Annotated in this window: 10 protein-coding genes; 8 read left to right on the top strand and 2 right to left on the bottom strand. The window is 32.4% G+C overall.

Annotated features, from left to right (window positions below; translation table 11 throughout):
- Window positions 1-10: 10 nt before the first annotated feature.
- The gene (locus DFQ07_RS04670; RefSeq protein ID WP_133535115.1) at window positions 11-628 is read right to left on the bottom strand and encodes a response regulator; all 618 of its coding nucleotides are present in this window, start codon (window positions 626-628) and stop codon (window positions 11-13) included.
- A gap of 12 nt (window positions 629-640) precedes the next feature.
- On the bottom strand, window positions 641-3,520 hold the full coding sequence (locus tag DFQ07_RS04665) for a ligand-binding sensor domain-containing protein (protein WP_133535114.1): 2,880 nt from the start codon (window positions 3,518-3,520) through the stop codon (window positions 641-643).
- Between the two features lie 84 nt (window positions 3,521-3,604).
- Between DFQ07_RS04665 and DFQ07_RS04660 the strand changes: the two genes are divergently transcribed.
- From DFQ07_RS04660 to DFQ07_RS04625, 8 genes are all read left to right on the top strand, one after another.
- The gene (locus DFQ07_RS04660) at window positions 3,605-4,450 is read left to right on the top strand and encodes an MBL fold metallo-hydrolase (RefSeq protein WP_133535113.1); all 846 of its coding nucleotides are present in this window, start codon (window positions 3,605-3,607) and stop codon (window positions 4,448-4,450) included.
- A 10-nt stretch (window positions 4,451-4,460) separates the two neighbouring features.
- Window positions 4,461-6,080 carry a S8 family peptidase gene (locus DFQ07_RS04655; RefSeq protein ID WP_133535112.1) on the top strand — a complete coding sequence of 540 codons (1,620 nt, stop codon included), beginning with the start codon at window positions 4,461-4,463 and terminating at the stop codon, window positions 6,078-6,080.
- Between the two features lie 66 nt (window positions 6,081-6,146).
- On the top strand, window positions 6,147-6,551 hold the full coding sequence (locus DFQ07_RS04650; RefSeq protein WP_133535111.1) for a hypothetical protein: 405 nt from the start codon (window positions 6,147-6,149) through the stop codon (window positions 6,549-6,551).
- A gap of 1 nt (window position 6,552) precedes the next feature.
- Window positions 6,553-8,394 (top strand): M1 family metallopeptidase, encoded by a 1,842-nt coding sequence (locus DFQ07_RS04645; RefSeq protein WP_133535110.1) that lies wholly within the window; start codon window positions 6,553-6,555, stop codon window positions 8,392-8,394.
- Between the two features lie 143 nt (window positions 8,395-8,537).
- On the top strand, window positions 8,538-10,229 hold the full coding sequence (locus DFQ07_RS04640) for a glutamine--tRNA ligase/YqeY domain fusion protein (protein WP_133535109.1): 1,692 nt from the start codon (window positions 8,538-8,540) through the stop codon (window positions 10,227-10,229).
- A gap of 231 nt (window positions 10,230-10,460) precedes the next feature.
- Window positions 10,461-11,894 carry a PSP1 domain-containing protein gene (locus tag DFQ07_RS04635; RefSeq protein ID WP_133535108.1) on the top strand — a complete coding sequence of 478 codons (1,434 nt, stop codon included), beginning with the start codon at window positions 10,461-10,463 and terminating at the stop codon, window positions 11,892-11,894.
- Window positions 11,881-12,369, top strand: a complete 489-nt coding sequence (locus DFQ07_RS04630; RefSeq protein WP_317126685.1) for a gliding motility lipoprotein GldH — start codon at window positions 11,881-11,883, stop codon at window positions 12,367-12,369. The genes DFQ07_RS04635 and DFQ07_RS04630 overlap by 14 nt, the downstream gene beginning before the upstream one ends.
- The gene (locus DFQ07_RS04625) at window positions 12,369-14,663 is read left to right on the top strand and encodes a penicillin-binding protein 1A (RefSeq protein WP_133535107.1); all 2,295 of its coding nucleotides are present in this window, start codon (window positions 12,369-12,371) and stop codon (window positions 14,661-14,663) included. The genes DFQ07_RS04630 and DFQ07_RS04625 overlap by 1 nt, the downstream gene beginning before the upstream one ends.
- The last annotated feature ends 57 nt before the right edge of the window (window positions 14,664-14,720 follow it).

Raw genomic sequence — 14,720 nt, 5'->3', positions numbered from 1 at the left:
AGAGGATTGTTTACTTAAAACTAGTATTGTATTTCTCTATAATTTCTTGCTTACTTTTTAATTGTAATTTCTCATAAATCTTTTTAGTATGACCTTTAACCGTATTTAGAGAAATAAACAATTCTTTGGCTATAGAAGGATAGCTTTTTCCTTTAGCTAAAAGTTGCAAAACATCATTTTCACGTTTTGTTAATGTTTTTTCTGCAGGTTTCGTAGAAAAAGACTCCACTACTTTTCTGGCAATATTGGCACTCATAGGAGCACCTCCATTTTTTGCTTGCTCTAATGAATGAATTAAGTTCAAAGGATCTAAATTTTTAACTAAATAGCCTACAGCACCTGCACATAAAGCATCGAATACATATTCTGAATCTTCATGTACGGTAATTACCACAGCGATTAATTTTGGGTGTACTTTTTTTAATTTTTTCAACCCTTGAATTCCGTTGATACCCGGTAACTGAATATCGGTTATTAAAATATCAACATTGGTAATGTTAAAATCATTCGGGATACTTTCATAAGAAGTAAACGCACCTACAACATTATAGTTGTTGTTGAGGTTAATTATCTCTACAAAAGTGTTTAACAATGTAGTGTTGTCTTCTATGATAAGTATATTGGTCAAAAGAGTAGGCTTTTAATGTAACTTACCTGTAAAGGTAACAATAGTTTTTTCGTTATTTGATTTTACAGTTAATGAGCTATTAATTTTTTTTGCACGATTTTGCATATTCAACAATCCGTTTTTTCTTTCTAGTAGATGGTCTTTAAAACCAATACCATTATCTGTAAGTATTAAAGCAAGCTCTTTGTTTATTAAACTAAAAGAGAATGTTACTTCAGAAGCATTACTGTGCTTTAAAGCATTTGTCATTGCTTCTTTAAAGATAAAAATAATTTGTTTACTCCAGTAGTAAGGTAGCGTAACATGAGTTTTATTCATCTCCGTTTCTACATAAAAAGTTATTTCTGTATTGTTATATAGGTTTTTACCAAATTCAGTTATGTATAGAAGGACTTCGTCTAAGTTGTCACTTTCATGATTTAAAGACCAAATGAAGTCTTTCATACCAGAATACAAATAGTTGCTGTCTTCTTTTATTTTTTCAAGTTTATTGTAATTGTCGTTTTTTTCAGGGTTTTTAATCATTAGTAAATTAGTAATCATAGTAATACTAGCTAATTTATTACCTAATTCATCATGAAAGTCCTGCGCCAAGTTTTTTCTAACGGTAGAAAGTGTTTGCTTTAGCTTTTCTTTTTCATCAATAGTATTTTTTAATTCTTTATTTTTTTTGATGCTTTTTTTAAGCAGGTAGTAGCTAATAAATGTTATTATTAAACAAATTAGCATAGTAATTAAGGCATAAAACCAACTTTGCGAGTGCCAAGGGTAAATTATAGTAAAATAATAAGGTTGGGTTACAGACCAATCACTAATATTATCTTTATATCTAAAAACTATTTGGTGTTTTCCTTGGTTCAAATATTCAAAGTTTAATATGTCATAAGGAGTTTCTACCCAATTAGTATTATCAATTTTATAAGAAACCTTTAATGTTTTACCGTATAGTAAACTAATAGGTTGAATAGTAAAGACACTTTTATTCTGATTAACTTTAAGTGGAGGTAAACTATTAGGGGTAAATGCTAATGCATTATTGTACTTAAATAATCCTTGATTACCAGTAGCAAAAACATTATTGTCTTTGATTAAAACCTTTGTTATGAATGATGATTTTTGCCCTAATGTTTCGCTAATAGTATAAAACGTATCATTTAGCATTACATTCAGACCTTTTTGGGTTCCAATCCATAAAACATTGTGTTTATCAAGAGCTATATCATTCACATGGTTACTCTCTAATCCATTTTTGGTAGTAAATTGTTGTATGGAGTCATTTTTTATAGCGTAAATCCCCTTATTGGTAGCAAGGAATAATTGATCCCTGTCAGAAACAATAAAATTGTTAATTCTTTTTGTTTGAATATTGCTATTCTGATTAAACTTTTTTAAAATTTTACCAGATACTAAGTCATATATGATTAAACCTTCGCTAGAAGAAAGAGCATATAATCTATTGTTCTTAATTTCTAGTTTTTTAATTGTTGAATTACAAGAGATTTGTTGATGTAAAGCTTCGTTTTTGTAAATTGAAAGTGTAAAGTTATCTAAGTAAGCTTTGTATGGAGGAATATTGAAAAAACGATAATCTAATTGAGAAACATAGTTAAAGTTAAAACCCAAAGCTTTCTCTTTTAATTGTTTGTCTCTAGAAACTATAAAGTTTAAAGTGTTGTTTTTGGGGTGATAGACAAACGATTCAGTTAAAAAAGGTACTTTCTTTTGGTCGGTAATGTGATTGTTGTTAAAATGATAAAATGTATTGGTGGCTAATAGGTAGAGCTCGTTATTAATAATTTGAGCATCCTTAATATCATTATTACTAAAGGTTTCGGTGCTATAAAAAGAATTACTAGTATTTGGAACTACGAATGCACCATCTCCATAAGTAGTAACCCATAAATTATTTTGTCTGTCAAAAATAAAATCAGAAATCATTTTATCTGTTTTTAAATAATCAGATAAAGAAGTTAATTGTTTAGATGTTAGATTGTATTTATATAGTTTTCTGTTTGAGTTAACCAAGTCATTAGTGATAAAAAACAAACTATTGTTATGTTTTTTAATGTGTATTATTTTAGAATTATTTTTGAAATTAAATTTTATAACTTCTTTTAACTGTTTTTTAGAGCCAATATAAATTGAGTTAGTAGATCCAAGGTAAAAGTGACTTTTATCTTGACTTACAGAAAAAATGAGTTTATCTTTTAAGTATCCAAAAACTGGAGAAAGAGTGTTTTTATTAAGCATGAAAACCCCTTTTAGCTCTATTGATTTTTTTGGATTTATTTTTTCAGAAGCATGAATATACAGATTGCCATTAAGAGCTGTTTGAAAAGAGTTAATATTACTTCGATCGGTTATTTGTTTTTTTAAAAAGAGATCTGGGTTGTTTAAATTGTCACTTTTTATTACAAATTCTTTTCTTTCTTCACTCTGATATAAATAGAAATTATTTCTGTTTGAATTAGCATAAATATCTCCGTTGTTTAAAACACCAAGAATATTAATTTTTGAAATTTCATCATCTACTATATTAGATTGAATAATGGTGTCATTTTTAAAATAATGCAATCCGCCTCCCCAAGTAGCGATTGCAAATTCATTTTTTTTAAGTTCAACAATATCAATCACGTAATTTGACTTAAGCCCATTTTCATAACCATAGTTTTTAAAACTACGACCATCAAAACGAGTTAAACCATCATCTGTACCAATCCAAAGAAGACCATCACTGTCTTGTATAATACCATAAGTAATATCGTGAGGCAAGCCATCTCTGGTTGTAAAATGTTTAAAAATGGAGGTTTGAGAAAAAGTAGTATATACAGAAAACACTAAAAAGAATTTTAGAAGGAGTTTGGTTTTTAAAGTGTTTTTTATACGTGTCATTTTTTTTATAAAAACTTCAACAAAAGTATTAACTTTTGAATTTTCTTAACAAAAACCTAATAAAAATTCTGCATCTTTGTGGTTATGCGAATTTATCCGATAGAAACAGGTAACTTTAAATTAGACGGTGGGGCTATGTTTGGCGTGGTTCCGAAGTCGATTTGGCAAAAGACAAATCCAGCCGATGAAAACAACATGATTTCAATGGGCATGCGCTGTATGCTAATTGAAGATGGAGATCGATTAACCTTAATCGATACCGGAATTGGAAATAAACAATCCGATAAGTTTTTTGGGTATTATTATTTGTATGGAGATTTTTCACTAGATACTTCTTTGGCAAAATACGGTTTTCATAGAGATGATATTACCGATGTGTTTTTAACGCACTTGCATTTTGACCACTGCGGAGGAGCGATTCAATGGAATAAGGATAGAACAGGATATGAACCAGCTTTTAAAAATGCACGTTTTTGGAGTAATCAACGTCATTGGGATTGGGCAATCCATCCAAATGCCAGAGAAAAAGCATCCTTTTTAAAAGAAAATATTTTACCAATTGAAGAAAGCGGTCAATTAAACTTTTTGCATTTAAACGCAAAGGACTATGTTGGTTTTGATGTATTGTTCAAAGATGGACATACTGAAAAACAAATGTTGCCAAAAATAGAATACCAAGGAAAAACCCTAGTATTTATGGCAGATTTACTGCCTACAGCGGGACATGTTCCATTACCATATGTTATGGGATATGATACACGTCCGTTACTTACCTTAAAAGAAAAAGAAGCCTTTTTAAATGTAGCTGCAGATAAAGAGTATTACCTGTTTTTAGAGCACGATGCTTACAATGAGGTTATAACAGTGAAGCACACAGAAAAAGGAGTTCGTTTAAAAGATACATTTAAATTTACAGATATTTTTAATTAAGATAGATATTATGAGAGTTTTAAAGCCCGTATTTTACTCGGCAATTGCAGTAGCTACATTAGCTAGTTGTAAAACAGTAAGCAAAATGCCTGTGCCAGCAGGAAGTAATACAGTAGTTAATATTCCTGCTAAAAAAGCAGCATTAACTGATTATGAACAAGAAAATTGGCAACATTTAGATTTAGCAACTGACACTATTCCAGGAATGAGCGTAAACAAAGCGTATGAGTTCTTAAAAGGGAAAAAGAGTGTAAGGGTTGTTGTAGGAGTTGTTGATTCTGGGACAGATTTAAAACACGAAGATTTAGTTGATGTTGCTTGGATAAATTCTAAGGAAGTTGCAGGAGATGGTGTAGATAACGATAAGAATGGTTATGTAGATGATATTAATGGATGGAACTTTTTAGGAGATGCTTACAAAGAGCATTTAGAATATGAGCGTATCTTAATGAATCCTTCAGTGGCTGATGCAGAAACATTAGCAGAAGTAAAAGCTTATCAAGCAGAAAAAGTAGAAGAAGCAAAAAATACACTTAGTCGTTACGGAAACTTCAAAACAGGAGCTGTAGAGTCTGATAAAATTTTAACAAAATACTTTGGTAAATCATCATATACAAAAGATGAAGTTGCGGCTATTAACACCAATGATCCAGCGTTAAGTCAGGCAAAATCTTATGCGACTCAAATGTTAGGATACTTTGATACATTAACTGAAGCAAAAGAGTACTTTGAAAAAGGAATTAAAAATGCTCAAAAAACTATTGATGGAGATAATCTAAAAACTGATTATCGTACAGTTGTAGGAGATAATGCTTATGATATCAATGACAAACCAGGATATGGAAATGGTAATACTGGTCACTCAGAAAAAGAAGAGCTTCATGGCTCACATGTTTCTGGGATTATTGGAGCTAAAAGAAATAATGGTAAAGGAATGGATGGAGTTGCTGATAATGTAAAAATTATGGCAGTACGTTCAGTTTCTGATGGAGATGAGTACGATAAAGATGTTGCGCTAGGAATTCGTTATGCAGTTGATAACGGAGCAAAAGTAATCAATACGAGTTTTGGTAAAGGTTTTTCACCAAACAAAGAATGGGTTTACGACGCTATTAAGTATGCCGCTTCTAAAGATGTATTAATTGTAAATGCAGCAGGAAACGATGGTAAAAACATTGATGTTGAGAAAACATTCCCGAATGATGCTCCAGATTTAATAAATGAAGTTGCAGATAACTTTTTAACAGTTGGGGCAATGAGTGCTAGCTATAATGAAAAGTTACCAGCAAATTTTTCAAATTATGGAAAGAAGAATGTAGATGTTTTTGCTCCAGGAGTACAAGTATACTCGACAACTCCTGACAACGAATACAAGAAGTTAAATGGAACATCCTTCGCTTCTCCAGCAACTGCAGGAGTGGCAGCATTGGTTCGTTCTTATTACCCAGAATTAACAGCAAGTCAAGTAAAGCATATTTTAATGAATTCTGGTACTAAAATTGACTTTAAAGTAGTGAAGCCAGGAACAAAAGATGAATTAGTTCCTTTTGCAGATTTATCAGTTTCAGGTCGTGTTGTAAATGCTTACAATGCGTTAAGAATGGCTGATAGAATGGTAAATGGAAAATAAATCTATTTATAAACAAGCTAAAAAAGAGCATTATTTTGATGCTCTTTTTTTATTACCAAACACCTTATGCAATTAGAGTTTGATAAACAGCAACAAAAATTAAAAATTAAAGATGAAGTGCCAACACACTCGTGGTTGGTTATTTTTTTAATGCTTGTTAATGTATTTAATATGGCAATTCAGTTGTTTTTTATGAGTTACGCTAAAAACGAACTGTTATTTATTGTAATGTTGTTTTTAGGATTAATATCAGTAGCTGTGGTACTTTTTTATGTTCTACAAAGGTCATGGAAGTCGAACTACAAATTGGCTGATGTTAAGGGAATAGAAGTAAGAAAGGTATTAGGAAGAGAACGTATTTTTTTAAAATTGTTGAATGGAAGAAAACGTAGTTTTTCAATATTAAAAGATGAAAAAGAATTAGAGAATTTAAAGAGAACACTAATCTCAATGGGAATTAAACCAGTTTAATATGAAAAAAATAATTTTAGGACTTTCACTATTATCTATTGTTGCTTGTGCATCAACAAATGCAGCAAATAATAAGATGGTGAAATCACAAGACCCAGTAAGCCAAGGATATTGGCAACAACATGTAAAGTATACTATGGATATTGATATGGATGTAAAGACCTATCAATATAAAGGAACACAAAAATTGGTATACACTAATAATTCACCAGATGTATTAGACAAGGTGTTTTATCACTTATATTTTAATGCTTTTCAACCTAATTCTCAAATGGATGTTCGTTCAAGAAACATTAAAGATCCAGACAAGAGAGTAGGAGATCGCATTAGTAAATTATCGCCTTCAGAAATTGGGTATATCAAAGTAGGTTCGTTAAAACAAAATGGAGTAGCAGTGAAACACGAAACTGTTGGAACTATTTTAGAGGTTACATTAAACGAGCCAATTCAACCAGGACAAAGTGTAACGTTTGATATGGTTTTCGATGCGCAGGTACCAAAGCAAATTCGTCGTTCAGGACGTAATAATGCAGAAGGAGTGGCGTTGTCAATGACTCAATGGTATCCTAAAATGGCAGAGTATGATTTTGAAGGTTGGCATACGCCACCTTACATTGGACGTGAATTTCACGGTGTTTGGGGAGATTTTGATGTAACTCTTCATATTGATAAAAATTACGTGGTTGGAGGAACAGGATATGTACAAAACCCACAAGAAGTAGGTCATGGTTATGAAGACAAAACACAACCATTAAACCTTCCTAAAGGAAATAAATTAACATGGAAGTTTACTGCACCTAATGTACATGATTTTACTTGGGGAGCAGATCCAGAATTCATTCACGATACTTATAAAATGGATAATGGAATTGACTTGCATTTCTTTTATAAGAAAACATTAGAAACAGAGTATTTAGAAAATTGGAAAAAACTACAGTCTAAAACAGCTGAGTTAATGGAGTATTTCAGTAAACATATTGGGCAATATCCATATAAACAATATTCGGTTATCCAAGGCGGAGACGGTGGTATGGAGTATGCGATGTGTACCTTGATTACAGGAAAGCGTAAGTGGGGAAGCTTGTTTGGGGTTACGGCTCATGAATTGGCACATACATGGTTCCAATTTTTATTAGCAACAAATGAAAGTAAACATTCATGGATGGATGAAGGCTTTACAACCTATATTTCTAACAAAGCAGAAAATGAAATTTTAGGTGAAGGAAAAGAAAATCCACATGCAGGATCTTATAGAGGATATAACTATGTGGTGAGTAATAACATAGAAGAACCTTTAACAACCCATGCAGATAGGTATAATACAAATACTGGTTATGGAGTGGCAAGTTATTCTAAAGGAAACATTTTCTTAAGTCAATTAGAATATATCATTGGTAGAGAAAATGTAGCAAAAACACTAAAGAAGTACTTTGACGATTTTGCATTTAAACACCCAACACCAAACGATATCAAGCGTACCGCCGAAAAAGTTTCGGGTATTCAGTTAGATTGGTATTTGAATGAATGGACACAAACAACACATACTATTGACTATGGAATTAAATCAGTAAACGGAAAAGAAATAACCTTAGAAAGAATTGGTCAAATGCCAATGCCTATTGATGTTGAGGTAACCTATACTGATGGCTCAAAGGAATCGTTCAATATTCCGTTGCGTATGATGCGAGGTGAAAAGCCAACGAAAGCAACGATTATTACCGATTGGACTTTTGCACACCCAACCTATACTTTTACAACGAGTAAAGATGTAAAATCGGTTGAAATTGATCCGTCTAAATTGATGGCAGATGTAAATCAAGCAAACAATTTGTACGAAAAATAAGAATCAAGTTATAAAGAAGTTAATAAAAGTGGAAACCTGAATAGGTTTCCGCTTTTTTTTATTGTAAAAGTTTAATCCGTAATTTTCTTTGTGTAAATATCTCATAGATTCTATGTAATTTTGCACACTAAATTCAACTAGAAATGTCAGAAGAAAAGAAATCATTGAATTTTTTAGAGCAAATTATTGAAGAAGATTTGGCAAATGGAATGCCAAAAGAAAACTTACGCTTTCGTTTTCCACCAGAACCAAATGGTTATTTACACATTGGGCATACAAAAGCCATAGGTATTAGCTTTGGTTTAGGAGAAAAATACAACGCTCCAGTAAATCTTCGTTTTGATGATACTAATCCAGCAAAAGAAGAGCAAGAATATGTAGATGCCATTAAGCGAGATGTAGCTTGGTTAGGATTTCAATGGGAAAATGAATGTTATTCTTCTGATTATTTTCAGCAATTGTACGATTGGGCTGTTCAATTGATTAAAGATGGGAAAGCCTATGTAGATAGTCAGTCTTCGGAAGCTATGGCAGAACAAAAAGGAACACCAACTCAACCAGGAGTTGCGGGTCCATATCGTGATAGAAGTGTAGAAGAAAATCTAGATTTGTTTACACGTATGAAAAATGGTGAGTTTGATGAAGGAGCACATGTATTACGTGCTAAGATTGATATGACCTCACCTAACATGTTGATGCGAGATCCTATCATGTATCGTATCTTAAAAAAGGCACACCATCGTACAGGAGATAATTGGGTAATTTACCCAATGTATGATTGGACGCATGGAGAAAGTGATTATATAGAACAAATATCACACTCCTTATGTTCATTAGAGTTTAAACCTCACCGTGAGTTGTACAATTGGTTTAGAGATAATGTGTATGAATATAGCCAATCAGAATATCCATTAGCACCAAAACAACGAGAGTTTTCTCGTTTAAACTTAAGCTATACAGTAATGAGTAAGCGTAAGTTAATGAAATTGGTTGAAGAAGGAGTTGTTTCTGGATGGGATGATCCTCGTATGCCTACTATTTCTGGTTTACGCCGTAGAGGTTATACACCAGCATCTATTCGTAGTTTTGTGGAAACAGTAGGGGTTTCGAAACGAGAAAACGTGATTGATGTAGCGTTGTTAGAGTTTAAAATTCGTGAAGATTTAAACAAAACAGCAAATCGAGTAATGGCGGTATTAGATCCTGTAAAATTGGTGATTACCAATTATCCTGAAGGAGAGGAAGAAATTTTAATCGCTGAGAACAATCCTGAAGATGAGAATTCAGGTTCAAGAGAAGTTCCTTTTTCAAGAGAATTGTATATAGAAAGAGAGGATTTTAAAGAAGAAGCAAATAAAAAATACTTCCGTTTAACAATTGGTAAAGAAGTTCGTTTAAAGAATGCTTATATCATAAAAGGAGAGTCTTGTATAAAAGACGAAAATGGAAATATCACTGAAATTCACTGTACTTATGATCCACTGAGTAAATCGGGTAGTGGTACTGAAGAAAGTAAACGAAAGGTAAAAGGAACCATACATTGGGTGTCAAAAAAACACGCCGTAAAAGCTGAGGTAAGAGCGTATGATCGTTTGTTTTTAGATGAAGCTCCAGACAGCCATAAAGACAAAGATTTTATGGAGTTTTTAAACCCTAATTCATTAGAAAAAATAACCGCTTATGTTGAGCCAAGTTTACAATCGGCAAAGGTTGGAGACCGTTTTCAATTTCAACGTTTAGGGTATTTTAATGTTGATGATGATTCAACTTCTGAAAGTTTAGTGTTTAACAAAACAGTAGGCTTACGAGACACTTGGGCTAAAAAGAACAGTTAAACAGAAAAACAAGAATAAAAAAAGATATGTTATCCCCGTTATTTTACATAAATAACGGGGATTTTTTTAACAAAAAATTCAATTTTCACTTTTCAATAGAATATGTATCTTTACAGATTAAGGAGATAGGTAATGATTGTTTTATTATCTATTTGAAAATCAATAATAAAAATGTTTTTTGATACTGTAATAACAGGTTTAAAGAGCATTTCAAAAAAAATATACTATAGTATGAGTTGTAGCAGTTGCTCAACTAATAAAGACGGTGTGCCTAAGGGATGTAAGAGCAATGGAAATTGTGCTACAGGTACTTGTGGAAGTGGAAATAAGCTTGCCGTTTTTGATTGGTTATCGAATATGACTTTACCTACGGGTGAAGCACCATTTAATATTTTTGAAGTCCGTTTTAAAAATGGGCGTAAACATTTTTATAAAAACACGGAAAACTTGACTGTTTCAATGGGTGATATTGTTGCGGTCGAAGGATCCTCAGGTCACGATATTGGTATTGTTTCTTTGGCAGGAGAACTGGTAAAAGTTCAAATGAAAAAGCGAAAAATAGAAGCCGACAGTGAAGAGGTGAAGAAAATTTATAGAAAAGCATCACAAAAAGATATTGATGTCTGGCAAGAAGCTAGAGGAAAAGAACAAGAAACTCAAAGAAAAGGAAGAGAAATTATAAGTCGCTTAGGCTTAAAAATGAAACTTTCTGATGTTGAATATCAAGGAGACGGAACCAAAGCCACTTTTTATTATACCGCTGATGATCGAGTAGATTTTCGTCAGTTAATTCGCGATTTAGCAAGTGCTTTTTCTATTCGAGTAGAAATGCGTCAAGTTGGGATGCGTCAAGAAGCAGCTCGTTTAGGAGGAATAGGTTCATGCGGAAGAGAATTGTGTTGTTCTACATGGCTAACCGATTTTAGAAAGGTAAATACCGCAGCAGCTCGATACCAACAGTTATCTTTAAATCCGTTAAAATTAGCAGGACAGTGTGGGAAACTAAAATGTTGCTTGAATTACGAGTTAGATACATATTTAGATGCTTTACAGAGCTTTCCAAAACAAGATAAGGTTTTAAAAACCGAAAAAGGAGATGCCGTTTTTGTAAAGATGGATATCTTTAAAAAATTACTTTGGTATACATATAAAGAAGAAAGTTTTAAATGGTATAAATTATCGTTGGATCAAGTTCATGAAATTATCGATATAAACAAAAATAATGAGCTTGCTTTACCGTTAGAAGAATACGAACTAGAAATTGAAGAAGAGACAAAAGTTGATTTTGAAAATGTAGTAGGGCAAGATAGTTTAACGCGTTTCGACACACCTAAAAAAGGACGTAGTAGTAGACGAAGAACAAGAAAACCAGCTAATAAAAAAGAAGGAAATACTCCTTCTGATATTAACCAAAAGAAAAAGCCGCAAAGAAAACCATCAAAGGTAGAAGGAGAAGTAACTACAGAAAAAAAGAAAGTAGATAGTAAGAAGCCAAAGCCTAAAAGGAATCCGCAAAATAGAAAGCCTAAAACTGAAACAAAGTCAGAAGAAAAACCTACACAAGGCCAAAATAAGAAACCGAGAAACCAACGAAGAAAACCTAGTAATCAACGTAGGAAAAACAATAGCGATAATAGAAAAAACAATCCCAATGATGAAAAATAAAATTGGTCTACTTTTTTTTGTAGCTGTATTATTTGCTTCTTGTGATTCAAACAGTGTTTTTGATGAATATGTAGCACTTCCAAAAAGTTCATGGAATAAAAATAATACCATCCAATTTACCTTTCCAGTTAACGATTCTATTGGTAAAAAAAACCTGTATATAAATCTTAGAAATAATAAAGATTATGGGTATAGCAATCTTTTTTTAATAACACAAATGAATTTTCCTGATGGTCAGGTTATCATAGATACTCTAGAGTATGATATGGCAGATGTAACTGGGAAGTTTTTAGGACAAGGTTTTTCAGATATTAAAGAGAATAAACTTTTTTATAAAGAAAACATAACATTTCCTAGAACAGGAGATTATACTTTTAAAGTTCGACAAGCAATGCGTAAAAATGGAGAAATACAAGGTGTAGAAGAATTAGAAGGTATTACTCATGTAGGATTTAGAATTGAAAAAACACAATAATGACAGAGAAAAAAACAACAAACTTTAGTAAATATATCAAATGGTTTTGGGGTATTGTTTTAAGTGGCTTCCTTTTTGTATGCCTAATGTTTTTACTGGCATCATGGGGAGTATTTGGCGCACTACCTACTTTTGAAGAGTTAGAAAATCCCAAAAGTGATTTAGCAACAGAAGTAATTTCTGCTGATGGTAAAACATTGGGAAAATATTATGTAAAAGCGAATAGAACTCCAATTCAGTTTAAAGACTTACCTAAAAACATTATTAAAGCATTAGTAGCTACTGAAGATGAACGTTTTTATGAGCATTCAGGAATTGATTTTAGAGGAACGGCGAGAGCAGTAGCTAATTTGGGTAGGTCAGGTGGAGCAAGTACCATTACGCAACAGCTAGCTAAAAACCTATTTAATAAAGGAGGTTCAAGCAATATTTTTAAAAGACTTTCGCAAAAATTAAAAGAATGGGTAGTAGCTGTAAAGCTAGAGCGTCAATACACCAAAGAAGAAATCTTAACGATGTATTTAAACACACAAGATTTTATCTTTAACGCAGTAGGTATTCGTTCAGCAGCACGTATTTATTTTGGAAAAGAACCTAAAGATTTAGACTTGCAAGAAGCAGCTATTTTGGTGGCAATGTTAAAAAATCCACGACAGTATAACCCACATAGAGAGCGATCAAAAGATAAATCGCTTGAGCGTAGAAATGTGGTTTTTGCTCAAATGGAAAAAAACGGGTTCATCACAGAAAAAGAAAAAGACTCATTGCAAAAATTACCATTAAAAATAAACTTTACACCAGAGAGTCATAGCGACGGATTGGCAACGTATTTTAGAGAACATTTAAAGCAGTTTTTAAAAAAATGGGCTCAAAACAATCCTAAACCTAACGGTGAACCGTATAATATTTATAAAGATGGATTAAAAGTGTACGTAACAATTGATTCGCGTATGCAACAGTACGGAGAAGAAGCTATAGAAGAACATATGGCAAACCTTCAATCTTTCTTTGACAAAGAGCAAAAAAGAAATAGAACAGCGCCTTTTTATGATTTAGATAAAGAAGAAATTAATAGAACATTAAGAAGAGCAAAACAAAATTCTGATCGTTACAAGCGTATGAAAGCTGCTGGGAAATCAGAAAAAGAAATAGATAAAGTATTTAAAACAGAAACCGACATGCGTATTTTTACTTGGAAAGGAGAGCGTGATACGGTGATGACTCCATACGATTCTATTCGTTATTACAAACAAATTTTACGTTCTGGTTTGGTTGCTATTGAGCCACAAACAGGACATATTAAAGTATGGGTAGGAGGAATCAATAATAAGTACTTTAAGTACGATGCTGTTGATCAACAAAAACGTCAAGTAGGATCTACTTTTAAGCCATTTGTATATGCTACGGCAATTAACCAGCTAAAAATGTCACCATGTGATAAATTGCCAAACACACCATACACCATTCCAAAAGAAAAATATGGAATGCCAGAAGATTGGACTCCTAAAAACGCAAACAATAAATATGGAGGTGAAATGACATTAAAAGATGCTTTAGCAGGATCAGTAAACGCAATTACAGCACAATTAATCGATAAAGTTTCACCAATTAATGTTGTGCGACTAGCAGAATCTGCAGGGATACAATCAAAAATTGAAGCAAACCCTTCAATTGCTTTAGGAGCAATTGATTTATCATTAATGGAAATGGTAAGCGCCTATTCTACTTTCGCAAACAAAGGGTTACGTGTAAGTCCTATGATGATTACCCGAATTGAAGATAAAAATGGAACCGTATTACAAGAGTTTGTTCCTAAGACAAAAGAGGTGTTGAGTGAAGAATCAGCATATGTAATTTTAGATTTAATGAAAGGGGTTACCCAATCTGGTTCTGGAGCTCGTTTACGTTCAAATTATACGAATGCTGGAGATGCCGCTACAGGTTTTCCATATAAATTTACAAATCCAATCGCAGGTAAAACAGGTACTACTCAAAATCAATCTGATGGTTGGTTTATGGGAATTATACCAAACTTAGCAGCTGGTGTTTGGACAGGTGGTGAAGATAGAGCAACACATTTTGCAGGAATTAGATATGGTCAAGGAGCTACAATGTCATTGCCTACTTGGGCACTATTTATGCAAAAGTGCTATGCAGATAAAACATTAAATTTAAGTAAAGAAGACTTTGAAAAGCCAGAAAAGGTAAGCATCAATATAAATTGTTCAAAAACAGTAGTTGACGAAGAAGGAGGAGAGGAAAAAGAAACAAAACCAGACGATACAGATTTTTAATAAAATTAATTATCTTAGAGCAGCTGTATTTGAATTCTCTCTTGATGAGAAAAAGTT

This window comes from Tenacibaculum caenipelagi (genome assembly GCF_004363005.1).
Classification (GTDB): domain Bacteria; phylum Bacteroidota; class Bacteroidia; order Flavobacteriales; family Flavobacteriaceae; genus Polaribacter; species Polaribacter caenipelagi.
This window is presented reverse-complemented; position numbering and strand designations above follow the sequence as displayed.

What these genes read in the sequence shown, in the direction of transcription:
- DFQ07_RS04665 (WP_133535114.1), bottom strand. Translation starts at nt 3,520, where the DNA reads ATGACACGTATAAAAAACACTTTAAAAACCAAACTCCTTCTAAAATTC.
- DFQ07_RS04650 (WP_133535111.1), top strand. Translation starts at nt 6,147, where the DNA reads ATGCAATTAGAGTTTGATAAACAGCAACAAAAATTAAAAATTAAAGAT.
- DFQ07_RS04640 (WP_133535109.1), top strand. Translation starts at nt 8,538, where the DNA reads ATGTCAGAAGAAAAGAAATCATTGAATTTTTTAGAGCAAATTATTGAA.
- DFQ07_RS04655 (WP_133535112.1), top strand. Translation starts at nt 4,461, where the DNA reads ATGAGAGTTTTAAAGCCCGTATTTTACTCGGCAATTGCAGTAGCTACA.
- DFQ07_RS04635 (WP_133535108.1), top strand. Translation starts at nt 10,461, where the DNA reads ATGAGTTGTAGCAGTTGCTCAACTAATAAAGACGGTGTGCCTAAGGGA.
- DFQ07_RS04630 (WP_317126685.1), top strand. Translation starts at nt 11,881, where the DNA reads ATGATGAAAAATAAAATTGGTCTACTTTTTTTTGTAGCTGTATTATTT.
- DFQ07_RS04625 (WP_133535107.1), top strand. Translation starts at nt 12,369, where the DNA reads ATGACAGAGAAAAAAACAACAAACTTTAGTAAATATATCAAATGGTTT.
- DFQ07_RS04645 (WP_133535110.1), top strand. Translation starts at nt 6,553, where the DNA reads ATGAAAAAAATAATTTTAGGACTTTCACTATTATCTATTGTTGCTTGT.
- DFQ07_RS04660 (WP_133535113.1), top strand. Translation starts at nt 3,605, where the DNA reads ATGCGAATTTATCCGATAGAAACAGGTAACTTTAAATTAGACGGTGGG.